The organism is Thermotoga sp. 2812B (assembly GCF_000789335.1).
Classification (GTDB): Bacteria; Thermotogota; Thermotogae; order Thermotogales; family Thermotogaceae; genus Thermotoga; species Thermotoga maritima.
On sequence record NZ_CP003408.1, the window covers coordinates 555,243 to 579,742 of the forward strand.

Annotated in this window: 19 protein-coding genes and 2 CRISPR repeat arrays; of the genes, 11 read left to right on the plus strand and 8 right to left on the minus strand. The window is 45.2% G+C overall.

Annotation, left to right across the window (positions count from 1 at the left end):
* Positions 1-4: 4 nt before the first annotated feature.
* The gene (locus tag T2812B_RS02835; protein WP_008191941.1) at positions 5-1,225 is read right to left on the minus strand and encodes a glycosyltransferase; all 1,221 of its coding nucleotides are present in this window, start codon (positions 1,223-1,225) and stop codon (positions 5-7) included.
* Positions 1,226-1,885: 660 nt separating this feature from the next.
* Positions 1,886-3,049: direct repeats of the CRISPR family, unit length 30 nt; unit sequence GTTTCAATAATTCCTTAGAGGTATGGAAAC.
* A gap of 109 nt (positions 3,050-3,158) precedes the next feature.
* On the opposite strand from T2812B_RS02835, the gene T2812B_RS02840 reads away from it, so the two are divergent.
* The 4 genes from T2812B_RS02840 (at position 3,159) to lpdA (ending at position 7,316) form a co-directional block, all read left to right on the plus strand.
* A complete protein-coding gene (locus tag T2812B_RS02840; protein WP_008193485.1) occupies positions 3,159-4,124 on the plus strand; it encodes an NAD(P)H-dependent glycerol-3-phosphate dehydrogenase in 966 nt (321 codons plus the stop codon).
* A 105-nt stretch (positions 4,125-4,229) separates the two neighbouring features.
* Entirely contained in the window at positions 4,230-5,561 is a 1,332-nt protein-coding gene (locus T2812B_RS02845; protein ID WP_008193486.1) for an FAD-dependent oxidoreductase, read from the plus strand.
* Between the two features lie 24 nt (positions 5,562-5,585).
* Entirely contained in the window at positions 5,586-5,921 is a 336-nt protein-coding gene (locus T2812B_RS02850; protein WP_008193488.1) for a carboxymuconolactone decarboxylase family protein, read from the plus strand.
* Between the two features lie 45 nt (positions 5,922-5,966).
* Positions 5,967-7,316 (plus strand): dihydrolipoyl dehydrogenase, encoded by a 1,350-nt coding sequence (gene lpdA / locus T2812B_RS02855; protein ID WP_008193489.1) that lies wholly within the window; start codon positions 5,967-5,969, stop codon positions 7,314-7,316.
* On the opposite strand, the gene T2812B_RS02860 is transcribed toward lpdA, so the two are convergent.
* Positions 7,293-7,955 carry an endonuclease III domain-containing protein gene (locus tag T2812B_RS02860; protein WP_038050862.1) on the minus strand — a complete coding sequence of 221 codons (663 nt, stop codon included), beginning with the start codon at positions 7,953-7,955 and terminating at the stop codon, positions 7,293-7,295. The genes lpdA and T2812B_RS02860 overlap by 24 nt on opposite strands.
* A 28-nt stretch (positions 7,956-7,983) precedes the next feature.
* Between T2812B_RS02860 and T2812B_RS02865 the strand changes: the two genes are divergently transcribed.
* From T2812B_RS02865 to T2812B_RS02880, 4 genes are all read left to right on the plus strand, one after another.
* Positions 7,984-8,484: a nitroreductase family protein gene (locus T2812B_RS02865; RefSeq protein ID WP_008193493.1), complete on the plus strand. Its 501-nt coding sequence runs from the start codon at positions 7,984-7,986 to the stop codon at positions 8,482-8,484.
* 125 nt (positions 8,485-8,609) lie between these two features.
* Complete coding sequence (gene nrdG, locus T2812B_RS02870; RefSeq protein WP_008193497.1) at positions 8,610-9,161, plus strand: anaerobic ribonucleoside-triphosphate reductase activating protein; 552 nt, start codon at positions 8,610-8,612, stop codon at positions 9,159-9,161.
* Positions 9,127-11,082 (plus strand): anaerobic ribonucleoside-triphosphate reductase, encoded by a 1,956-nt coding sequence (locus tag T2812B_RS02875; RefSeq protein WP_008193499.1) that lies wholly within the window; start codon positions 9,127-9,129, stop codon positions 11,080-11,082. The genes nrdG and T2812B_RS02875 overlap by 35 nt, the downstream gene beginning before the upstream one ends.
* A gap of 80 nt (positions 11,083-11,162) precedes the next feature.
* The gene (locus T2812B_RS02880; RefSeq protein WP_008193501.1) at positions 11,163-12,128 is read left to right on the plus strand and encodes a nitroreductase family protein; all 966 of its coding nucleotides are present in this window, start codon (positions 11,163-11,165) and stop codon (positions 12,126-12,128) included.
* Here the strand turns inward: T2812B_RS02880 and T2812B_RS02885 are convergent.
* From T2812B_RS02885 to T2812B_RS02895, 3 genes are read right to left on the minus strand one after another with little or no spacing between them, the layout of a single operon-like run.
* A complete protein-coding gene (locus tag T2812B_RS02885; RefSeq protein WP_008193503.1) occupies positions 12,125-13,135 on the minus strand; it encodes an ABC transporter permease in 1,011 nt (336 codons plus the stop codon). The two genes, T2812B_RS02880 and T2812B_RS02885, sit on opposite strands and share 4 nt — an antisense overlap.
* A complete protein-coding gene (locus tag T2812B_RS02890; protein ID WP_008193505.1) occupies positions 13,128-14,213 on the minus strand; it encodes an ABC transporter permease in 1,086 nt (361 codons plus the stop codon). The genes T2812B_RS02885 and T2812B_RS02890 overlap by 8 nt, the downstream gene beginning before the upstream one ends.
* Positions 14,210-15,118, minus strand: coding sequence for an ABC transporter ATP-binding protein (locus T2812B_RS02895; protein WP_155982632.1), 909 nt, complete (start codon positions 15,116-15,118; stop codon positions 14,210-14,212). The genes T2812B_RS02890 and T2812B_RS02895 overlap by 4 nt, the downstream gene beginning before the upstream one ends.
* 98 nt (positions 15,119-15,216) lie before the next feature.
* A CRISPR array of direct repeats spans positions 15,217-16,435; the repeat unit is 30 nt; unit sequence GTTTCCATACCTCTAAGGAACTATTGAAAC.
* A gap of 626 nt (positions 16,436-17,061) precedes the next feature.
* On the opposite strand from T2812B_RS02895, the gene T2812B_RS02900 reads away from it, so the two are divergent.
* Both T2812B_RS02900 and T2812B_RS02905 read left to right on the plus strand, forming a co-directional pair.
* Positions 17,062-17,787 carry a sulfite exporter TauE/SafE family protein gene (locus tag T2812B_RS02900; RefSeq protein ID WP_008193523.1) on the plus strand — a complete coding sequence of 242 codons (726 nt, stop codon included), beginning with the start codon at positions 17,062-17,064 and terminating at the stop codon, positions 17,785-17,787.
* A 78-nt stretch (positions 17,788-17,865) separates the two neighbouring features.
* A complete protein-coding gene (locus T2812B_RS02905; RefSeq protein WP_008193527.1) occupies positions 17,866-18,453 on the plus strand; it encodes a phosphate propanoyltransferase in 588 nt (195 codons plus the stop codon).
* 29 nt (positions 18,454-18,482) lie between these two features.
* Here T2812B_RS02905 and T2812B_RS02910 read toward each other — a convergent pair whose 3' ends face one another.
* Together T2812B_RS02910 and dnaK are read right to left on the minus strand one after the other, a co-directional pair.
* Entirely contained in the window at positions 18,483-18,926 is a 444-nt protein-coding gene (locus T2812B_RS02910; protein ID WP_008193529.1) for an Hsp20/alpha crystallin family protein, read from the minus strand.
* Between the two features lie 15 nt (positions 18,927-18,941).
* Positions 18,942-20,732, minus strand: coding sequence for a molecular chaperone DnaK (gene dnaK, locus T2812B_RS02915; RefSeq protein WP_004083187.1), 1,791 nt, complete (start codon positions 20,730-20,732; stop codon positions 18,942-18,944).
* Positions 20,733-20,965: 233 nt separating this feature from the next.
* Between dnaK and T2812B_RS02920 the strand changes: the two genes are divergently transcribed.
* Positions 20,966-23,968: an efflux RND transporter permease subunit gene (locus tag T2812B_RS02920; protein WP_008193533.1), complete on the plus strand. Its 3,003-nt coding sequence runs from the start codon at positions 20,966-20,968 to the stop codon at positions 23,966-23,968.
* Here the strand turns inward: T2812B_RS02920 and argR are convergent.
* Positions 23,958-24,416: an arginine repressor gene (gene argR, locus T2812B_RS02925; protein ID WP_004083185.1), complete on the minus strand. Its 459-nt coding sequence runs from the start codon at positions 24,414-24,416 to the stop codon at positions 23,958-23,960. The two genes, T2812B_RS02920 and argR, sit on opposite strands and share 11 nt — an antisense overlap.
* Positions 24,417-24,500 lie beyond the last annotated feature (84 nt).

Genomic DNA, 24,500 nt, shown 5'->3' on the forward strand with positions numbered 1-24,500 from the left:
TCTCTCACCTCAACAGATCTAAGAAGAGTTTCAGATAGTTCTTCAGATGCACCGTGATAATGAAATTCTCCACCACAGTTTGCCTTCCTTTTTCTCCCATTTTTCTTCTGAGTTCTTCATCCTTTATGAGTTTTACCACGTATCCTGCAAGGTCCTCTCTTTCCCATGCCAAATAACCATTTTCTCCATGTTTCACCTGTATCTTAACACCACCAACTGGCCTTGCTACGACCGGAACTCTCTTGTAAAGTGCTTCACTTATGACGAGACCGAAGCCTTCTCTTGTTGCCGTGTGCAGAGCGACAGTCGTGGCCCTCTGAATAGCGTTCACTTCCTTGTTTCCAACACCTTTCAGGTTCGTGCAGAATTTTATATCTTCGTCCGTTCCAGCGTATCTGAGGACCTTTTCAAAGAAGAACCATCCCTCCGGATCGTCTGTTGCCATGGCGGAAACTACGGCAAGCTGAACCTCCGGGATCTCTTTCTTCACCAGTCTATAGACGTCGATGGCACTGAAGAGATCTTTCCATGGATCAAATCGAGCCACAACAGTTATCAGAGGCCTTTCCGGGTCTATTTCGAGTCTTTCGAGAGTTTTTCTTATTGTGTCTTCATCAAGATCTCGATTCTTTTCACTCAGGGGATCTATACTCGGTGGGAAAGCTATGCTCCTTTCTTCCCATCCCTGCGGGAAATACTCCTCAAGATGGAAAACAAGTCTGTCGTATCCCTCCAAATACTGGGAAAATCTCTGCCAGACCTTCATGTTTGGAGTGGATAGATCTATATGACATCTCCAGATCCACTTTCTGTCGTTCAAATTCACGAATTTTCTCAGAGCTGCTGGTTGGGGATCGTGGATCACGAATAACTCTTCGTCCTGGATCAGTTCTGCGTTTTTTCCACAGACCTCTTCGTAAAGGTTCCACTCTTCTTCTGAAATCTCTATATCCGCACCTTGAAGCGTGTTGTGAAACTTTTTTGTGACGTTGAAGAACTCATCGGGTGCCTCTATGACCCTCCACCTGGCATCCAGACCAACCGATCTCATAAGCGGAACGAGATTGTGGAGGATTTCGGCAACTCCTCCACCGTAGGCAGTCGCATTGACGTGAAGAACCTTTTTTCCTTTAAGAGGTTCTGCAAGTTTTTTTATCTCGTCCACCTCGTTTCCGATTATGGTGCGGTACTCCTCTATGTTTCGCTCTCTCAACACAACATCCACGGTGATCCCTCCCGAATTTATTCGTAACTTGAATTAATACACAATTAATCATACCACAGGATGGAAATGTTTCAAGAGGTTTTTTCGAGTTAGCGAAAATAAAGGTAGTTTTGAACAATATGTGTGTTTATGTCATGACAAACCAGATTAGTTCCAATCATTCACAAAGTAGGTGATGCGTGTACATGGCACTGGAAGATCGATACAGAGTATGCAATTACCGGTAACGAAAAATTTCATGCGGGTTTGTGGTACCGGAAGCTATGCGTTAAAAAGGGAATAATGGATGATATGAAGAGACAATATGAAGAGAATTTGTGGTAATCGATGACGTGTAAGTGCTTTGAATTCAAGGAGTCAATAGTTAACTTCTAACACATTGAGGGAGACCTTCTTTCATCTATTTGTGAAACATAGAACTAATCGATTTTTACCAGAAACACCCCAAAATGCCCTGACGTAGGTTGATATAATTTATCTTCTGTTTTTTGCTTGTGTTCTTTCGTTGTTGGACTATGCAATTATTCCATTTTTCCAAACAGTACTTGAAGGTGCTCTCTTGTGTGTTAGAATGGTTTATGGAGAAAGAGAATATGGAAGTTCAAAAAACATCTTGCTTTCAGAGTGTGTTTGTGGTATAATTTCTCTTGAACTCAACGGGTTTCAATAATTCCTTAGAGGTATGGAAACTGAGGTTGATCCCTGCGTGGATGTAAGGAACTTCTCGTTTCAATAATTCCTTAGAGGTATGGAAACGCAACCTTCTTGAAGTTCATTTTTCCACCTCCGTCGCGTTTCAATAATTCCTTAGAGGTATGGAAACGCGTAGTTGAATTGCACATCGTTTGAACCGGCTGGAAGTTTCAATAATTCCTTAGAGGTATGGAAACTCTTACAGGGCACTACAAAGCTCGGACAATTCTACGTTTCAATAATTCCTTAGAGGTATGGAAACCGTGGTTGACCTGTGCTAAATTCTCGTCCCAGTATCGGGTTTCAATAATTCCTTAGAGGTATGGAAACTACAAATCAGGAGCCGAGAAGTTGACGCGGCTCTTGTTTCCAGTTTCAATAATTCCTTAGAGGTATGGAAACACAGATCTTTCCAAGGAGCAAGCTTCCAGGCTTAGTTTCAATAATTCCTTAGAGGTATGGAAACAGGGGCTGTGGCATGATGTGTGGATCGAAGACGGGGTTTCAATAATTCCTTAGAGGTATGGAAACGGATATAGCAGAAAAATTACCTGAAGGATGGGTAAAGTTTCAATAATTCCTTAGAGGTATGGAAACTTTGTACACGAGGCAACCGAGTTTCGTGCCACATTGTCGTTTCAATAATTCCTTAGAGGTATGGAAACCCGTTAGAAGCTTTTACCACTTCTTGGTCTCTAACTGTTTCAATAATTCCTTAGAGGTATGGAAACATCCGTGGAATTTCGATACAGTTTGGAGATTTGGAAGGTTTCAATAATTCCTTAGAGGTATGGAAACTACCCCTCAACGATATCTACATCTTCAAGAAATTCTCGTTTCAATAATTCCTTAGAGGTATGGAAACACACCCTGACTTGCCTTCTGTACCACATCATCTCTAGTTTCAATAATTCCTTAGAGGTATGGAAACCCAGCCAATCGCCGGCCATCGCTGGATGGGTCGCATGGTTTCAATAATTCCTTAGAGGTATGGAAACTAGCATATATCCTACCAAAATCTGTGAATACAACCAAGTTTCAATAATTCCTTAGAGGTATGGAAACTCGTACTTTCGAAGCATCGAGGGAATTACATCGCCCGTTTCAATACTTCCTTAAAGGTATGGAAACACCCGATTCCGTGAGATATGAGAGAACCATTTTATGAAGCAGGGGAAAACCCTGCTTTTTGTTTTTTGTTAAAATTCTTGAGGAACTCTGTTTTTGAGGAGGAATGGAGATGAGATTTTTTGTTCTCGGTGCAGGGAGCTGGGGGACGGTTTTTGCACAGATGCTGTATGAAAACGGAGAAGAAGTTGTTCTCTGGGCAAGGAGGAAAGAGATCGTCGATCTCATAAACGTTTCACACACGAGCCCTTATGTGGAGGAATCGAAGATCACCGTAAGAGCCACAAACGATCTTGAAGAAATCAAAAAAGAAGACGTTCTCGTTATAGCGATTCCCGTTCAATACATAAGGAAGCACCTTCTGAGACTGCCTGTGAAGCCTTCCATGGTGCTGAATCTTTCAAAGGGAATAGAGATCAAGACAGGTAAAAGGGTGTCTGAGATCGTTGAAGAGATACTGGGTTGTCCTTACGCTGTTCTCTCCGGGCCTTCACATGCCGAAGAGGTCGCAAAGAAACTTCCAACTGCCGTCACGCTCGCTGGAGAAAATTCGAAAGAACTTCAAAAGAGGATCTCCACCGAGTACTTCAGGGTGTACACCTGTGAAGATGTGGCAGGAGTGGAAATCGCAGGAGCATTGAAAAACGTCATCGCTATCGCCGCAGGGATCCTCGATGGACTCGGTGGTTGGGACAACGCAAAAGCATCACTCGAAACTCGCGGTATATACGAAATAGCGAGATTTGGAATGTTTTTTGGAGCGGATCAAAAGACCTTCATGGGTCTTGCTGGAATAGGAGACCTCATAGTTACCTGCAACAGTCGTTACAGTAGAAATAGACGTTTCGGAGAATTGATAGCGCGGGGATTCGATCCGCTGAAACTTCTTGAAAGCTCACACCAGGTTGTAGAAGGTGCCTTCACTGTGAAAGCCGTGATGAAAATGGCCAAAGAAAATAAAATAGATATGCCCATCTCTGAAGAGGTCTACCGAGTCATTTACGAAAGAAAATCACCCCTCCAGTCGATGAGAGATCTCATGAGAAGAAGCTTGAAAGACGAATTCTGGGCGAGCTGATTAGACACCATAATTTTTTCTACCTTTGTAGTTGAAATTTAATTCGAAAAGTAGTAAAATTGTGAATGGAAGATCGTGAAAAATTTCTCTTTTGGAGGGGAAAACATGAAATACGATGTTGTCGTTGTTGGAGGTGGACCTGCCGGTCTTGTGGCGGCATTCACCACAAAAAGATTCTTTGGAGACAAAAAAATTCTCGTCGTCAAGAAGACCGAGAAAGAAATGGTACCTTGTGGAATACCGTACATCTTTCACACTCTCGGCAGTGTGGAAAACGACTACATGGGAATTGAAGACCGCTTCAAAAGCGCAGGCATAGATCTTCTGATAGACGAAGTTGTCGATGGAAACCCCGATGAAAAGAAGCTTTTCACGAAGAGCGGAAAAGAGGTTTTCTACGACAAGCTCATCATCGCAACTGGATCTTCACCGAACACACCAAAGATCCCTGGTGTGGATCTAAAAGGTGTGTTCACCGTTCCAAAAGAGGCTGACTATCTCAAACTGCTGCATGAGAAGGTGAAGGATGCTAACGATGTGGTCATCATCGGGGGCGGTTTCATAGGTGTTGAAGTGGCTGACGAGATCAAAAAGTCCGGAAAGAACGTCACCCTCGTGGAAATAATGGACAGTCTTCTTCCCGTATCTTTCGACCCGGATTTTGGAGAACTCGCGAGAAAGGAACTCGAATCTGACAACGTCAAAGTCCTCACAGGAAGAAAAGTAACAGAGATCCTCGGAACGGAAAAAGTGGAGGGAGTAAAGCTGGACAGCGGAGAAACGATTCCGGCCGATGTGGTTGTGCTCGCAACAGGTTACAAACCAAATTCTGAACTCGCCAGAAAACTCGGGCTCAAGGTGACAGAACTCGGTTTCATAGAAACGGATGAGTACATGAGAACTTCAAAACCTGATATCTTCGCTGCGGGCGACTGCGTACAGCACAAAGACTTCCTCACCGGAAAACCCTCCAGACTCATGCTTGCTTCCGCTGCCGTTTTCGATGCCAGAATCGCAGCGTCCAACCTGTACGGTTTGAAGGTGATCAGAACGAACAAGGGTTCTCTGAACGCGTACTCGACCGTCATAGGAAGCAAGGCCTTCGGCTCTGTGGGAATAACAGAGAGAATAGCGAAGGAAGAAGGATTCGAGGTTGTCGTTGGAAAGGCAGAGGCACCAGACAGACACCCCGGAAAGTTCGAAGATACCTCAAAACTCGTGGTGAAACTCATCTTCTCGGAAGACAGCAAGATCCTGCTCGGTGCGCAGGTTTGTGGTGGAAAGAGCGTCGGAGAGATAGTGAACCTCATAAGTCTCGGCATACAGAAGGGCATCACAGCCAACGATCTGTTCACCATGCAGATCGGGACCCATCCACTTCTTACATCCGCTCCAACGGTGTATCCATTGGCGAAAGCGGCTGAAATGGTATTATAAATTTCTCATATGGAGGTGTTGCTCATGACAGCGAAAGAAAAACTGGAACAGATTCAGAAGCAACTTCAGGAGATCATCGGAAAGGCACCTGAGATCGGAAAGTTCGCAGAATACGTTCACGCGGCTGAAAGCCCAAAAGCACTCGACACAAAAACGAAGGAACTCATATCTCTTGGAATAGCTGTGGCAGTGAGATGTGAACCGTGTATCGTCTGGCATGCGGGAGCCGCTGTGAAAGCGGGAGCAACAGAAGAAGAGATCCTCGACACAATCAAAGTGGCGGTTTGTATGGGCGGTGGCCCAGCACTCATGTACGGTTTGAAGGCATACGAAATCGCCCTTGAATTCCTCGGAAAATAACACCACCCCTCCCTTCGGGAGGGGTTTTCTCAGGAGGGAACGAGCATGTACGATGCTGTGATCATAGGAGGAGGACCCGGAGGTTACGTCTGCGCTATAAAACTCGCACAGCTTGGAAAGAAGGTTGCTCTTGTCGAAAAAGATGCCCTCGGGGGAACCTGTACCAACAGGGGATGCATCCCAACGAAGGCGATGCTCACAGTCTCCCATCTCATGGATGAAATGAAAGAGAAAGCTTCAAAGTACGGTTTGAAAGTCGCAGGAGTCGAATACGACGTTGCCGCCATAATGAAACACGTTCAAAAGAGCGTGATGATGTCAAGAAAGGGAATAGAGTACCTGCTGAAAAAGAATGGAGTTGAAGTCTTCAAAGGAACGGCCGTCGTGGAAAACAAGAACACGGTTGTCGTCCAGGAAACGGGAGAAAAACTGGAAGCAAAGAATCTCGTTCTCGCACACGGATCCGTTCCCTCCGTGTTTTCTCCCTTCGATATCGACGGAGTCTGGACGAGTGACGACGTGTTCAATTTGAAAGAATTCCCAAAGTCGCTTGTGATAGTGGGCGGTGGTGTCATCGGTGTTGAATTCGCGACGTTTTTCGGTTCTTTCGGTGTGGATGTGACGATCGTTGAGATCGCAGAACATATCCTCCCTTATGAAGACTCAGATGTGGCAGAAGAAGTGAAAAAGGCCCTCAAAAGGAAGGGAGTTAAGATCCTGGAAAAAACAAAAGTTTCCTCCCTGAGCAAAGTCGATGACGGCTTTGAAGTCGCACTCGAAAATGGAGAAACCCTGAAGGCAGAAAAGGTCCTGCTTGCCACAGGAAGAAAGCCCAACATACCGGAGGACGTGAAAGCTCTCGGAGTGAAGATAGAAAAAGGAGTCGTCACTGATAGCAGGATGAGAACGAATGTGGAAAACGTCTACGCGATAGGAGATATCAGATGCGGAATCATGCTTGCTCATGTGGCCATGTACGAGGGAATAGTTGCGGCAAAGAACATCGCGGGAGAAGAGGAAGAAATGGATTACTCGGCCGTTCCAAGCATCATCTTCTCCTCTCCGGAAGTGGCATCCGTCGGTGTTAGAGAAAAGGACGTGAACCCCGAGGAAGTTGTGATCTCCAGGTTCCCGGTCTCTGCAAACGGAAGGGCAAGAACGATGCTCGAAAATCTGGGATTTGCCAAGGTCATAGCGGACAAGAAAGACGGAACGGTTCTTGGCATGAGCATCGTTTCACCATCGGCAACCGATATGATCATGGAAGGCGTCATCGCTGTGAAGTTCAGGATGAAAGCGGAAGATCTGGAGAAAGCCATTCACCCACATCCGACTTTGACAGAAACCATACTCGGGGCTCTTGAAGGGGTTTCAGGAAAGCCTATTCATCTGTGATACGTGGTAGCACTCTTTCCTTAAAGGGCAGGCATCACACTTCGGAGTTTTGCTGCAAAATTTTTTCGCATGTTCCACGATGAGCCCGTGAAACTCCTGGTAAAGTTGGACATCCTCTGGATAGTGAGTCATGAAAAGCCTTTGCACTTCGTCGTAGTCGTTCAGCTCGATGTTGAAGATTCTCTTCAAAAGTCTTCTTGTGTAGCTGTCAACGACGAAAATCGGTTTTTCCAGGGCGTAGAGCAGAATGGCATCGGCGGTTTCTTTGCCGATGCCTTTTATTTTGAGGAATCTCTCCCGTAGAATATGTGTTGGAAGATCTCTCAGACGAGACAGATCGTAGTTGTATTCTTTGAGAAATTTCAACAGTTCCTTGAGGCGCTTTGTTTTGATGTTGAAGAACCCCGCTGGTCTTATGAGCTCTGCCATCTTCTCTTCGGAAAGAGAATCCAGTTCTTTCAGCAGGTTGTTTCCTTTGACTTCGTTTTTGATGTTTTCCATGGCACGTTCAACGTTCTTCCAGTTCGTGTTCTGGGTGAGAACTGCTGTTATTACGATTTCCTCAGGTGTTCCGGGCCACCATTTCCCAACCGATCCGTGTATTTCCAGTAACTTTCTGTAGAGTTCTGTCAGTCTCATACTTAAAATTATACGGGGGGTGAACCAGATGAGCATCATCTACAGGAGAAGGAGTATCAGAAAGTATCAGAAAAAGGATGTTCCGGGCGAGCTGGTGAAAGAGATCATCCGTGCCGCCATGCACGCTCCTTCCGCGTGCAACCAACAACCGTGGCATTTCGTTGTTATCAGAAACGAGGAAACAAAAAAGAAAATCGCGGAGATCCACCCTCATGCACAGATGGCCGCAGAGGCGCCCGTTGTAATCCTTGTCTGTGGAGATCCCACACTTGAAAAGTGCAAAGGCTACTGGGTCCAGGACTGTTCCGCCGCCGTGGAGAACCTTCTTCTGAGAGCAACAGAACTCGGTCTTGGAGCCGTGTGGTGTGGAGTTTATCCAAGAGAGGAAAGGGTGAAGGCCTTCAGAGAGCTTCTTGGGATACCCGAACATGTCGTTCCTTTTGCCCTCGTTCCGGTGGGATACCCCGCAGAACATCCCGTCCAAGTGGACAGGTTCAAGCCCGAAAGGATCCATTATGAAAAATGGTGAAAAACATTAACAAACAGATCCATCTTTTTAGAATCTCCACTAACAATTTATTGAGATGTAACTAACCAAACCACAATATATTGTGGTAGAATCTCAGTAGATCTCACCGGAAGGGGGTCCTTCCCTTGTATGTGAACCGAATAGGAACTTTCCGGGATCATCCAGATCTCTATGGGGTGTCGGTTTACTTCCAGGGGTGCGATGCGAAACCAAAGTGCCACATGTGCCACAATCCAGAGACGTGGCACCTCTCGGAAGAATACAAAAGACCGTCAGAGGTTGTGACAAAGATCATCGATGAGAAACTCTCGAGTCTTTTGAGGTACTTCCCAAAGGCCGCCCTCGTCTTTCTCGGGGGAGAACCCCTCGCCCCGTACAACAGAGAAGAGATGCTTTCTCTTTCGAAGATGTTCAAGGAAAAGTACGGAGAACGCTTGACGGTATTGCTGTTCACCTGGAGACTCCCAAAGGACATCGTAAAAGAGAACCTTCTCAAGTACGTTCAATACGTGGATGAGTTCGTCATGGGAAGGTACCTCCACACTTACCGCCGGGATGGGTTTCCGGCTTCTAAGAACCAGATTCATATTGACAGGAGAACTTTTGAGAGAATGATCGAAGCAGTGTTGAGGAGGGGACACTATGAAGGTTCAGTATTCGTTCGAAAGAGAATTTGAAGAACTGATGAGTGATCTTCTTTCCAAGTACGGTTATGAGATGTTCCAGATGGACGGTCTCGGCGATCAGCTCGATGTGGTGAAGTTCACAGAAGACTTCGTGAGACGGGGAATCATCGAGTCCACGATCGATGCAAACGCGAACGTCAGAGTCACAAACATCAGTACTTACTTCATCGAGATATCGAAGCCTCACACGTACCTCTACTCGCTGTACAGGATCTGGCAAAAGATGAAGGAGATGTTCGGAAAAGAGATCGCAGACGAGTTTGTTGAAGCGCAGATAAACGGTGCCGTCTATCTTCACGACAGACACCACGCAGCTCTCATGCCTTACTGTTTCGCCTACACCCTGCAGCCCATAGTGGAGAAGGGGCTTCCGTTCATAAAAACCATAAAATCCGAGCCCGCAAAGCACCTGTCCACATTCATTCAGCATGTCATTCAGTTCGTGATGTTTGCATCCAACCAGAGTTCTGGTGCGGTTGGACTTCCGGACTTTTTCGTCTGGATGTGGTACTTCGTCAAGAAAGACCTCGAGGAAGGAATCATTCCTCGCGACAAACTCGACTGGTACATAGAACAGCATTTCCAGATACTCACCTACTCGCTGAACCAGCCCATCAGAACAACGCAGTCTCCGTACACGAACTTCACGTACCTCGACAGAAACTACATAAAAGCGATTTTTGAAGGGGAAAGATACCCAGATGGTTCTTTGATCACAGACCACGTGGAAGACATTATCGCTCTGCAGAAACACTACTGGGAGTGGGTATCAAGGGAAAGAGAGCGCCAGATGTTCACCTTCCCTGTACTCACAGCAAGCCTTCTCTATAAGGACGGCAAGTTCCTCGACGAGGACAGTGCTCGCTTCATAAACAAAATCAACATGAAGTGGCAGGACACGAACTGGTACATCTCCGACTCGATAGATGCTGTGGCGTCCTGCTGCAGGCTCACATCGTCTACTCAAACTTTGAAAAAGTTCTCGCTTTCGAGCGAGGAAGAAGAAAAACTGAAGGGAAGGATGAACTCTATCGGTGGATCGGACCTGAACATCGGATCCTTCAAAGTGATCACGGTGAACCTTCCAAGAATCGCTCTTGAAAGCAGTGGGGACAGAGAAAAGTATCTTCAGATTCTCAGGCACCGTGTTCAGCTCATCAAAAAAGCCCTCGCCGCGATCAGGGAGATCATAAAGGAGAGAATATCCGAAGGACTCCTTCCTCTCTACGAAAACGGCCTCATGCTATTGAACAGACAGTACGGAACCATCGGTATCACCGGTGTCTGGGAGAGCGCCTCGATCATGGGATTGACCACGGAAGACATCGACGGCCTGAAATACACAGAAGAAGGAGAAAAGTTCATAGACAGCGTTCTGGATATCATTAGAGAAGAAGCGGAGAAGGGATACCATGAGTACGGCTTCACCTTCAACATAGAACAGGTACCCGCGGAGAAAGCGGCTGTGACTCTTGCTCAGAAAGACAGATTCCTCTTCGGTGAGAAACAACCGTTCGAGATCTACTCCAACCAGTGGGTGCCTCTCATGGCAAACACTGATGTTCTCAACAGAATCCGCTACTCCGGAAAATGGGACAAAAAGGTGAGTGGAGGAGCGATTCTGCATATCAATCTTGGGGAACCCTTCAAGACGGAGGAAGAATCCTTCAACATGGTGAAGATGATTGCGGACATGGGTGTGATGTACTTTGCGTTCAACACGAAGATCAGCGTGTGTGAGGATGGACACGCGTTCTACGGAGAGAGATGCCCGGTCTGTGGAAAAGCCAAAGTGGATGAATACATGAGAATCGTAGGGTATCTCGTTCCGGTTTCCGCTTTCAACAAAGAAAGAAGAGAAATAGAGTATCCCAGAAGACAGTTCTACGATTCGCTGACAATCAGAAAGTGATCAGCCCCCGCACAACGCGGGGGTTTTTTATGGTACAATTGTTATTGAGAATTAGTTTCAACTTTTTGGAGGTGAGTTTCATGAGGGTGAAGCATTTTGAACTCCTTACAGACGAAGGGAAAACATTCACTCACGTTGATCTTTACGGGAAGTACACCATCCTCTTCTTTTTTCCTAAAGCAGGAACGAGCGGTTGCACGAGAGAAGCCGTCGAATTCTCCAGGGAAAACTTCGAGAAAGCTCAGGTAGTGGGGATCTCCAGAGACAGTGTTGAAGCATTGAAGAGATTCAAGGAAAGGAACGATCTCAAAGTGACTCTCCTTTCAGATCCGGAAGGAATTCTCCACGAATTTTTCAACGTTCTGGAAAACGGAAAAACAGTTCGATCCACCTTCTTGATAGACAGGTGGGGCTTTGTGAGGAAAGAGTGGAGAAGAGTGAAGGTCGAAGGACATGTCCAAGAAGTGAAAGAAGCACTCTCTCAGTTGTTAAAGGAAGACCTTTCACTGAACAAGCACATAGAGTGGAGAAGGGCAAGGAGGGCGTTGAAAAAAGACAGAGTACCGAGAGAAGAGATAGAACTCCTCATAAAGGCGGCTCACCTTGCTCCCTCGTGCATGAACACCCAGCCCTGGAGATTCGTGGTAGTGGATGAAGAGGAACTCCTCAGAAAGATACACGAAGCGCTCCCCGGTGGAAACTACTGGATGAAGAACGCACCTGTTTTGATAGCGGTTCATTCGAAGAAAGATTTCGATTGTGCACTCCCAGACAACAGAGATTACTTCCTGTTCGACACAGGACTCGCTGTGGGAAACCTTCTTGTTCAAGCAACACAAATGGGCCTTGTGGCTCATCCCGTTGCGGGCTACGATCCTGTGAAGGTCAAAGAGATCCTGAAACTCCCAGAAGATCACGTGCTGATAACCCTGATCGCCGTGGGATACCTGGGAGACGAAAATGAGCTTTCCGAAAAACACAGGGAGCTGGAACGCTCAGAAAGGGTAAGAAAAGATCTCTCTGAGATCCTCAGATGGAACCTTTAGTCTTCTTTTCTCAGAACGAGTGACGCTGTGTAAAACACAAACAGAAGACCAGCTATGAACATAATCACTGCGGTGACGATGTACCTGCTAAACGGAAATATCTCAAAGCCCAGTGAGTACCTGATGAGTTCCACACCGTACTTCACTGGAAGAAAGAGTGAGACAACTTTCAGATAATCCGGAAGGAACGAGACCGGAAAATAAACACCTGCCAAAAACATCATAATGGTGAAGATAATCACAGCGGCATCCGACGCAACTTCAGATTTCTTGAACAGAATTGATATCAGAGCCCCAAGCGCGATGAATGATAGAACAGAGCTGACGACGGATATCAAAAAGAGAAACACGTTCAGTTCATAGTTCGCTTTAAAGATCAAAGTTCCCAGCAGCATTATGAGAGCGGTGCTCAAGATTCCGTAGAACATCCGAGCCGAGATGAGGCCAAAAACGAAAGAAAAGTTTCCAACGGGGGTCGCTTTCAGTCTCTTCAAAAAGCCTCTTTCCCGATAGCGGGAGAACACGTCCACTGTTCCAAAAATCCCGATCGAAAGCAATGACACGGCGATCACACCCGTGAGGGTATAATCGAAAGATGTGAGCTTTCTTGTGGTTTTCAGGGTTTTTTTCTTTACCGTGATGACGGGATTCAGACCGTTGAGGAGCCTTGTGACCTTGTTTTTGAGAGAGACCTCCCAGGAATCGAGAAGCGATTGGTAGTATTCGTCCGTTGTGTTTCTTATGAAGATGATCTTATCTTTCTCTACCACCGCTATCTCGTGGTAGTAGCCCTTCACCTCTTCCAGTGAAGAGTACACATCACCGAAATCGGAGAGCTCATAGTCAGCGGTTACAACTGCTGTTTTCACGGTGCTGCCGGAGCCACCAAGGAGAAAACCGAAAATCAGAAGAAACATGACGGGAAAAGCGATGCTGAAGAAAGTAGAAATCTTATCCCTCCACGATTCCTTCCACATAGCAGAGAGCAGAGCCAGGAACTCACTCAACTACCATCACCTTCCTCCAGTTCAAAAGAAAGAGAATGAGAGAAAAAACTATCCACACGATCGGCACTAAGAAGTGATTCGAATAAATCGTTCTGTAACCGAAAGATCCCCTCAGATAATCCACCAGATAGGTCGCGGGATTTCCAAGAACAACCGCTTTGATCGGCCAGGGAATTCCGGAAACATCGAAGTAAAAACCTCCGAGAAACATGAACACCTGGTTGAACACCTGTGAAGCAACGCTCAAAGCGGAGAAGGTTCTGAATAGAGACACCATGAGCAGAGACACACTCAGAAACGTGAGAAAAGAAAGCAGAACACCACTCAAGAAAGATGAATTAATGGGAAACTCAACTTTGTATACAAAACGTGCAAAGAGCGTCACAGAAGCGGAAGTGATGGACATGGCAAAAAGTCCGCAGACGACTATGGAGAAAAAGTAGTGATAACCTTTCAGTGGAGAAGCGAGGATTCTTTTCAGAATTCCTTGTTCTCTGTAGAGAGCGAGCTGATACGGGATCGTGAACAAACCAACGGACATCACACCCACAAGAAGAATGGCAGGAAGAATGTAGTGAGAGTAATTGATAGCCTGCCTTTCTTTTTTTCTGTACTCTACTTCTACCTCCTTAACCTTTCTGAGTTGAAGATCGAGCGACTCGAGTATGTTAGAAACAACGTTCGCAAGGACGACAGATTCCTGCCTCTCTGGAGCGTAAAGAACGGTGATCTCCACAGGAACAGAGATCTTCGTTTTGGAAAAGATAATGGCTTTTGTGAAGAGATTGTCGAAGTTCTCCGGTAGAATCACACAAACGTCGATTTTTCCGTATTTGAGGTCCTTTTCCGGGTCGTTTGTTTCAACTATTTCGATCCCAGACGGGAAATTCTTGAAAACACTTTCTGCAATAGAGCTTTCTCCTACAAGTCCTATCTTCAGGTTCATGTTTGAGGGTACATCTCCGAAGATGGACACGAGAATGAGATAGAGGAGTATCGGAAAAAGGAAATTCCAGAAGAGAACACTTTTGGTTCTGAAGTAATCGTTTTTCAGGATAGAAAAAACAAGATGCCTCATTCTCTGAGATCCCTGCCTGTGAGCTTCAGGAAAACATCTTCAAGATTCGGTTTTCTTATCACGATATTTGAAACGTTCCAGTTTTTCAGGAGATCTTTTATGAGTTCTTCTGGGGTGTCAGTTTCCACAACGTAGTGGTTTTCTTTTTTCTCCAAGTATTTCACGTTCACGTCCTGATCACAGTCAAACTCGACAACGGTTTTCAGCCCGGAAGAGCTTATGAGAGAGGAAGGAGTTCCTTCTGCTATGATCTTCCCGTGATCTATGATGCAGACATGGTCAGATAATTTTTCTGCCTCCTCCATGTAATGAGTGGTGAGAAAGATGGTCTTTCCAAGATTTTTGAAGTGTTCTATGATATCCCATATCTGTCTTCTCGCCTGTGGGTCAAGACCTGTCGTTGGTTCGTCGAGGAAAACAATCTCCGGATCGTTGATGAACGCCACAGCTACCGCGAGTCTCTGAAGCTGGCCCCCAGAGAGTGTTTTCACCATTTTTTTCTCTATGTTTTCAAGAGAAAACAATCCCATCACTTTTTTGAGATCCAATCCCGTTCCGTACAGTCCGCGGAACAATTTGAGAGTTTCCCAAACAGTGAGGTTTTCAAAAAACGCGCTTTTCTGAAGACACACACCAATTTTTCTCTTCGTTTCTCTATCCAAGATTTCCTTTCTCTCACCAAAATAATAGATCTCCCCGGAGTCTTTCTTTCTGAGGCCTTCGAGTATCTCAACGGTCGTAGTTTTTCCCGCACCGTTGGGCCCAAGGAAGGAGAAAACAGTTCCACGCTCCACGGTGAAACTTATCCCGTCAACGGCCTTCACATCACCGTAGTGTTTTTTCAAATCAACGACTTTCAAAACCTCCAGAAAAATCCCTCCTTTGAATGTAATACTACCATACATTGAAACAAAAAAGCACCCCGTGAAGGGGCACTTTTGTTTGTACGCTAAGGATGCATTGAAATTTGTTGAGCTCAGCGGAGATTATCGATACAAAACGAATTTCCGCACCTCTGAGGAAGTAGTGAAACCTTTTTGGAGAGCTCATCAACCGTCTGTGCGTGTTTCCATACCTCTAAGGAAGTATTGAAACTTCAAGGTTGATTTCATGGAAGGAAAGGTTTTTATGTTTCCATACCTCTAAGGAACTATTGAAACTTATAGGACTTTCGGGTGTTGGTTGTGTGCTTGCCTCGTTTCCATACCTCTAAGGAACTATTGAAACTTGGAGGTGATACGATGCGTGGGATTTATGTACTTGTGTTTCCATACCTCTAAGGAACTATTGAAACGGTTCCGTGGAAAGATCTTGTCGTCGGCATCTCGAAGTTTCCATACCTCTAAGGAACTATTGAAACTTGAGCTTCTCGACTGTTTCTTTGACTCCTTCGATCTGTTTCCATACCTCTAAGGAACTATTGAAACAAAAGTTCTGGAAGGGGCAGTTCTTTCAGAATATTTCGTTTCCATACCTCTAAGGAACTATTGAAACCCTCTTCCATCCAGATGTAATTGAATTCCGCCGACTGTTTCCATACCTCTAAGGAACTATTGAAACAAGGAATGATTGAAACAGTGAAAGGGCGGAGCACTCACGTTTCCATACCTCTAAGGAACTATTGAAACAGGTTTATAACGGCTGTGTGGTAAGAGGAATAAGCGGTTTCCATACCTCTAAGGAACTATTGAAACCTCAGGGAGGAGGGATTAGCATGAGGAAGTTTTATGTGTTTCCATACCTCTAAGGAATTATTGAAACTGACTTCTCTGGGATAGGAAAACGCCGGCCAAATGGGTTTCCATACCTCTAAGGAATTATTGAAACCGGTGTAGATGACGTCAGCGATCTCAAGGTGGCTCTGTTTCCATACCTCTAAGGAATTATTGAAACCTACAACTACGGCGTCACGGCTTATCTCATCGCCGGTTTCCATACCTCTAAGGAATTATTGAAACTTTTTTGTTGGAAACCTACCATGTGAAAGTTATCACGGTTTCCATACCTCTAAGGAATTATTGAAACCACTCGAGGACGGCGATGAGGTTCTCGTTTGCAGACGTTTCCATACCTCTAAGGAATTATTGAAACCGATTTCGACCATACGCTTGAAATCTTCCCTCAGCTGTTTCCATACCTCTAAGGAATTATTGAAACAAAAGCGGGGAGTAATAGACCCGCGCAAAGTCCGAGTTTCCATACCTCTAAGGAATTATTGAAACCCGTTGAGTTCAAGAGAAATTATACCACAAACACACTCTGAAAGCAAGATGTTTTTTGAACTTCCATATTCTCTTTCTCCATAAACCATTCTAACACACAAGAGAGCACCTTCAAGTACTGTTTGGAAAAATGGAATAATTGCATAGTCCAACAACGAAAGAACACAAGCAAAAAACAGAAGATAAATTATATCAACCTACGTCAGGGCATTTTGGGGTGTTTCTGGTAAAAATCGATTAGTTCTATGTTTCACAAATAGATGAAAGAAGGTCTCCCTCAATGTGTTAGAAGTTAACTATTGACTCCTTGAATTCAAAGCACTTACACGTCATCGATTACCACAAATTCTCTTCATATTGTCTCTTCATATCATCCATTATTCCCTTTTTAACGCATAGCTTCCGGTACCACAAACCCGCATGAAATTTTTCGTTACCGGTAATTGCATACTCTGTATCGATCTTCCAGTGCCATGTACACGCATCACCTACTTTGTGAATGATTGGAACTAATCTGGTTTGTATGAATAAAACATAATACGTTAAAACAAATATATTTCACACTAATACAAAAGCAAAGAACAGAGTGGTAAAATTTTTCAAAACTTTTTTGGAGGTGTTCTGAGGTGATCGTTCTTGTGTTCCTTGGGGGTATCCTCGCAGGTTTTTTGAACGTTCTCGCAGGTGGTGGCTCAATGATCACACTTCCCATTCTAACAGCACTGGGACTCGGAATAGATGTTGCAAACGGAACGAACAGGATCGCCATAATACTTCAAAATCTTGTGGCAATTGAAAGGTTCAAAGCCAAAAAGGTTTTGAAAATAAAAGAAGCGATTCTTGTTGCCTTGCCGGCCATAGCGGGAGCGGTTCTGGGAAGCTCCATAGCAGTTCAGATAGAGAAAGAGATGCTTCAGAAAATCGTAGGTGCTATCTTCCTCGTCATGGCCGTTTCTCTTGTCTGGAAACCCAGAATCTGGCTTGAGGATAGATCCGTCAAAAGAAACTGGGTTCTCATATACATCGTCTTTTTTCTGATCGGTATCTACGGTGGGTTCATTCAAGCGGGGGTCGGTTTTCTTCTCATGCCAGCGATCGCTCTTCTTCTTGGATACGAACTTGTCAAAACAAATGCGATAAAAGTTTTCATCGTGGCTTCTTACAATATAATCTCACTTGTGATCTTCATTCTGAACGGAAAGGTGAACTTTCTCTACGGCTTCATTCTCGCTCTTGGGAATATGACTGGTGCGTGGCTCGCTGCCACTTTCTCCATCAAAAAAGGTGCAAATTGGGTGAGATGGATCGTCTTTGCAGCAATAATTGTGGTTGGAATAAGATACGTTTTTTAATTAACTTTCAATCAAAAAGAAATAGAAGTGTGTCATGATAGAGGATGGAATAATGCATAAAGTGAGGGAGGTGTACCAGTGACAAAGAAAGAACCCGGAATAATCGTCGGTGTGAGCAACAGGCATGTCCATCTCTCAAAAGAGGACCTGGAGATTCTCTTCGGCAAAGGCTACGAGCTCACCCCCATAAAAGATCTCAGACAGCCTGGTCAGTACGCAGCGAAAGAGACGGTAACCATAGTAGGGCCAAAAGGCGCGATAGAGAACGTTCGCGTACTGGGGCCTGTCAGAAGAGAAACACAGGTCGAGATCTCCAGAACGGATGCCTTCAAACTCGGACTCAGACCCCCTGTTAGAGACTCGGGAGATCTCGAGGGAACACCGGGAATAGTCATCATAGGTCCAAACGGCATTCTGGTTAAAGAGAAGGGAGTCATCATAGCAAAAAGACACATACACATGCATCCAAAGGACGCCGAACATTACGGAGTTAAAGACAAAGATCTTGTGAAGGTGATCGTTGAAAGCGGAGACAGAAAACTGATCTTCGATGATGTTCTCATAAGAGTGAGGGAAGACTTCGCACTGGAATTCCATGTGGACACGGATGAAGCAAACGCAGCGATGCTCAACACCGGGGACTTCGTTTACATTGTGGAGTTCTAAAAAAATAAAAAGGGGAGCGTTCGCTCCCCTTACTCCTGAACTTCCACCTCGATCACTTTCTTCTTCCTTTCTTCTTTCTTTGGTACCCTTATCGTGAGAACACCGTTCTTGTACTCTGCTTTGATCTTTTCCACGTCAACGTAGTCTGGGAGTCTGATTGCTCTTTCGAATTTTCCAGCGCTTCTTTCAACGTAGTAGTAGTTCTTGCCTTTCTGTTCTCTTTCGAGTTTCTTTTCACCAGAGATCTTCAAGATGTTCTCTTCGACCGTTATTTTAACGTCTTTTCTGTCTATGCCTGGGATTTCTACTTCTATCACTACTTCATCGTCTGTTTCGTACACATCCATTTCCGGTGCAAAGAACTCCTTAGCGGGTCTGACCTCCGTCCTGAAGAAGTCATCGAAGAGCCTGTCGATCTCCCTCTGGAGTTCCCTGAACGGCCTGAAGATGTCTTCTCTTCTTCCAAGAAGCATAGTGTCACCCCCCTTTTACTGATTTGATGTTTCTCCACCAGTTGCAGATTTGTATAGGTATTCTCCTATCTTCATGCTTTCCTTCTGGAGATCATCGAAGAGCATCTTCACTTTTGGTATGTCGTTTCTGTTTATCGCGTCTCTGAGTTCTCTGATCATGTCTTCAAGTCTGGACTTGAGATCCGCTGGTATCTTATCTCCGTGTTCTTTCAGAGTCTTTTCTACGCTGTATGCGAGATCGTCTGCTCTGTTCTTGAGTTCGATTTCTTCTTTGAGACGTTTGTCCTGTTCTTCGTATCTTTTCGCATCTTCTATCATTCTCTTTATTTCGTCTTCGGAGAGCTTGTGTCTTCCTGTGACTACCATTGACTGTTCTTTTCCAGAACCGAGATCTTTTGCGGAAACGTGGACTATTCCGTCGCTGTCTATGTCGAACGTGACCTCTATCTGAGGAACACCCCTCGGTGCCGGTGGAATTCCAACGAGTTTGAAGCTTCCAAGGAAGATGTTTTCCCTTGCAATCGGCCTTTCACCCTGATAGACTCTGATTTCTACTTCGGTCTGACCGTCTTCAACCGTTGTGAAGATCTTGCTCTTTCTCACAGGTATCTTGGTGTTCCTCGGGATTATCGGTTCGAAGAGTCCGCCTTTGACTTCTATTCCGAGTGTTAATGGTGTTACATCGACGAGAACGATATCTCTTCCCTTCGCTCCTTCGGTGCCTGCGAGTATCGCCGCCTGAATCGCTGCTCCGATAGCAACTGCTTCGTCCGGGTTGACGCTCTTGTTGGGTTCTTTTCCAAAGAACTCCTTTATGAACCTCTGCACCATCGGAACTCTGGTCATACCACCGACGAGTATGATTTCGTCGATATCCTGTGGTGAGAGCTTTGCATCGTTCAGTGCCTGTTCGATTGGGCCTCTTGTCATTTCAACGAGATCTCTTGTGAGCGATTCGAAGAGACTTCTGGTGATTCTCATTTCAAGGTGCAGAGGCTGTCCGCTCGGAGAGACAGCGATGAACGGCAAACTCACATCGGTTTCCATCTTCGTTGAAAGCTCTATCTTGGCTTTTTCGGCAGCGTCTCTCAATCTCTGAAGCGCCTGTCTGTCTTCTCTGAGATCTATTCCGTGCTGTTTCTTGAATTCCTCTGCCATCCAGTCGATGAGCCTCTGATCGAAGTCGTCTCCACCGAGGTGGTTGTTACCGGCTGTCGCGATAACTTCGATCACACCTTCTCCTATCTCGAGTATGGAGACATCGAACGTTCCACCACCGAGGTCGTAAACCAGCACTTTCTCTTCTTTCCCAGCTTTATCGAGTCCGTACGCGAGGGCCGCTGCGGTTGGTTCGTTGATGATCCTCAAGACTTCAAGACCTGCTATGATTCCAGCCTCTTTCGTTGCCTGTCTTTGGGCATCGTTGAAGTAAGCGGGACAGGTGATGACGGCTTTCTTTATTTCACCACCGAGGTACGCTTCCGCGTCGTTCTTCAGCTTCTTGAGGATGAACGCGCTGATCTCCTGAGGAGTGTATTCTTTATCGTCTATTCTCACTTTGTAATCAGTTCCCATTTTTCTCTTTATGGACTTTATCGTTCGTTCAGGATTGAGTATCATCTGTCTCTTGGCGGGTTCTCCTACGAGTATCTCTCCACTCTTTGTGAACGCAACCACGGATGGTGTGACCCTGCTTCCTTCAGCGTTCGGTATCACTTCAACTGTACCGTCCGGTTTCATCCAGGCTATAACAGAATTGGTCGTTCCAAGGTCTATTCCCACAACGAATTCTTTCTTTTCTGCCATTGTGTCACCTCCTTAGAACCTTTTCTCATCCATGAGAAATTATAGTGAGGTACAGAGCGAGATGTCAAGGGGTCGTATGAAAATTTGCAAAAACATACATTCATCTCATAATGAGGGAAATCGAATGCATAATTTATTAGAAACAATATCGTATAGCAAATGAAACTTTTGAATGATAATAACAATTCGGATCGAAAGTGAGCTATAATTTGTTCTGTCAGGGAGGGATCGAAGTGAAGATCGCGGAAATTTCTTCAAAAAGACCCATAGCTATCTTCATGCTGTTGATGGCCGTTGTCTTCCTTGGTTTCATCTCGTTTCAGCATCTCAAGCTGGATCTTCTTCCTCAGATAGAGTACCCTTACGCTGTCGTTATAACCACGTACATGGGAGCGGGCACGGAAGAAGTCGAAGAACTCGTAACCAAACCTCTTGAAGGGTACATTTCCTCAACTCCGGGTGTCAGAAGGTTCACCTCCATGTCGATGGATTCCGTTTCTTTCATCCTCGTCGAGTTCGACTGGAATGTGAAAACCTCCGAAGCCGTTGGAAGACTCTCAAGGTACGTAGATCTTGCCACTCGCGACCTGCCAGAGGGTGCGAATCCTGTGGTCGTAGAGTTCGATCCTTCCTTACTTCCCGTGTATGCTTTCTCAACAGAAGAGAACTGCGAAGATGTCGTGTCGAAAATCAAAAGACTGCCGGAAGTCGCCAGTGTAGAAGTGATGGGAAAACCAGAAAAAATCGTTGAGATTGTGCTTGATCAGGAAAAAATAAAACGGTTCGATGTTGATCCTTCGTTGATAGAGACCATCCTTTCAGGGAATCTCGTTTACCCGTTCGGCTATGTGAGCGATTCTGAAGGAAACATCTACCCCGTTTCCGTCGATGGCCGATTCGAAAATATAGAAGATCTCAAAAACACCATCGTTGGTTTCAGGGGAGTGAAGTACCAGTCTCTTCTGCAGGGTAAGGTACCGAACATACTCGTTCCCGTGAGATTGAGAAACATAGCCGAGGTTAATATAACGAACGAAAGTGTTCAGGGAGAAGTCAGGGTCAACGGAAAGAAGGCTTCTCTCATCGCTATCTACAAGAGAAGCGGTGCAAACACTGTCAAAACTGTCCGTGAAATAAAGAGGATACTGAGAGATTCCAAAATAAATTACATAGAGGCCATGAACCAGGCTTATTACACTGAAAGAGCGATCGACAATCTTCTCAAGAATCTTCTCTACGGCTTTATCGCAGCTTTCGTGGTGGTTTTGATCTTTTTGAAGGATTTCACGTCAACCATCGTCACTTCGTTTTCCATTCCGCTGTCCCTCACGATCACCTTTGTTCTTCTTTATGCTTTCGGCTTGAACCTCGACACACTCACGCTGGGCGGTCTCATAATGGCACTGGGAATGCTGGTGGACAATTCCATAGTCGTGTTTGAGAACATATACCGCCATCGCTCCCTCGGTGATCCAATACCGGACTCCGCGAGAAAAGGCGCAGGAGAGGTATGGCTGGCGATTCTTGCTTCCACACTCACAACCGTTTCTGTTTTTCTTCCCATAGTGTTCTTCACAGGTTTTGTAGTGAGACTGTTCAAGTATTTCGCCATTGCGTTCGTCTTCGCGCTTTCTTCCTCGCTGTTCGTATCTACAGTCGTCGTTCCAGCGGGTACAAGGTGGATAAAACCAAGAAGAGGAAAACTCACCGAAGCGCTGCAAAAGCATTATCGGAAGGCATTGGAATGGTGTTTGAAAAGGAAGAAACTGGTCCTGGTGATTTCTTTCTCTCTGGTTGCAATCTCCGTGATTTACCTTCTTTCGAAACCTCTGGGTTTTCTCCCATCTTTCCAGACGAATCTCATGGTGATAGATGTGAAACTTCCCTCTCAGTCGTCCTATGAGAAAACCGCCGAAGCTGTGAAGCAAATAGAAGATTACCTGAACGAACACAGAGACGAGTACAAAATCTCTTCCTTCTACGCGGAAGTTGGAATAACGAACGTTTACTCGCAGATAATGGGAAGGGGACAGAACGAAGCAAGAATAATGGTGAACCTCGGAGGAAGCAGGAGGGAATTCGCGAAAAACAGAGAGAAACTGAAGAATGCCATCTCCCAGCTGAACATTCCAGAAGCGAAAATAGAAGTTCTTGAGCAATCACAGCAAATATACGAAATTCTGGGCTATCCTGTGACGATCGAAGTGAGAGGAGATGACCTTTCCCTGATACAGGAAAAAGCGAAAGAAATCTTCGAGCGTTTAAGGGAACTAAAGGAAGTCAAAAAGATTCAGATAAGAAATTCCTTTGAAAAGGAAGTCCTTCATGTGAGAATAGACAGAAACAAAGCCCTCATGAACGGAGTGGTGGCAGGGCAGGTCTTTCTGGATCTCCAGACTTACCTTCTCGGGAAGAAAATCGGAACACTGAGAACGGAAGAAGGAACACTTCCCATCGTTTTGAAAAAGGCAAAATCTCTATCCCCCGAAGAATTACCGAAAATTTCGCTTACTGGTCTCAAAGGAGATGTCCCTCTTGGTGCTGTTTCGAGAATATCGAGAAGAACACTTCCTTCTATAGTGGAACACTCCGATGGAGAACGTGTTGTTTACGTGGATCTGGTGAGTATAGAAGGTTCGATCGGTGAAGTTGCAAAGAAAGTAGAAAAGCTCTTAAATGAAATTGATCTTTCTGGTGTAAAAGTGGAAATCACCGGACAGAAAAGTTTCATGGACGAAGCGTTTTCGGAGCTTCAGTATGTTGTTTACATAGCGATCGCGCTCGTATACATGATTCTCGCTGCGCAGTTCGAGTCTTTTGTACTACCTTTTGTCATATTCTTCACCATACCCTTCGCTGTCGTTGGGGTTGCCTTCGCGGTTTTCGTGAACGGATACTCACTGAATGTACCCGTTCTTGTTGGACTCCTCACCCTTTCGGGAACGGTTGTGAACAACGCCATCGTGATGCTGACAAGAATAGAACAGATAAGACAAGAAAAAGGCCTCTTAGAGGCCACACTTGAAGGTGCTCAGAACAGGCTGAGACCCATCCTGATGACCACCTTCACCACGATCGTTGCGCTTCTACCAACTGCACTGAGTCACGCAGAAGGATCGGAAATAGAGTCTCCGATATCCTGGGTGGTGATCTTTGGAATGCTTATATCCATGCTGTTCACTTTGTTTGTGATCCCTGTGATCTACACTGCGATCAGAAGAAAAGTCAGAGTATAGATGAGAGCTTCTCAACTATCTTCTCACAGCTTTCTGGATCGCGCACAGCAACAAATATGGTATCGTCTCCTGCAAGGGTACCTACTATCTCGTCTATGTCGAGTCTGTCTATAACCCGAGCGATACCGCTTGCGGTACCTGGTATCGTCTTTATGACGATGAGATTCCCTGCCCTGTCTATACTCTCAACGAAGGATTTGAAGTTTCTTTTCAGCTCTTTCCACGGATCGATCACAGGGGTCTCATCGAGAAGTTTGTACACGTAGTTTCCACTCTCGTCCATGATCTTCACGGCACCTATCTCTTTCAGATCTCGAGCAACGGTTGGTTGAACAGCTTTTATTCCATATTTTTTCAGTTCTTCAACAATCTGGAATTGATTACTTATTTTTTTCTCATGTATAATCTTCCTTATCAGTTCCTGTCTTCTCTTCTTTGAAATTTTCAATTGCAAACACCTCCGAAGAACATTTTTGAAAGCATACAACTATATATATAGCATAAATATGAAAAATATGAACGGAAAATTCAA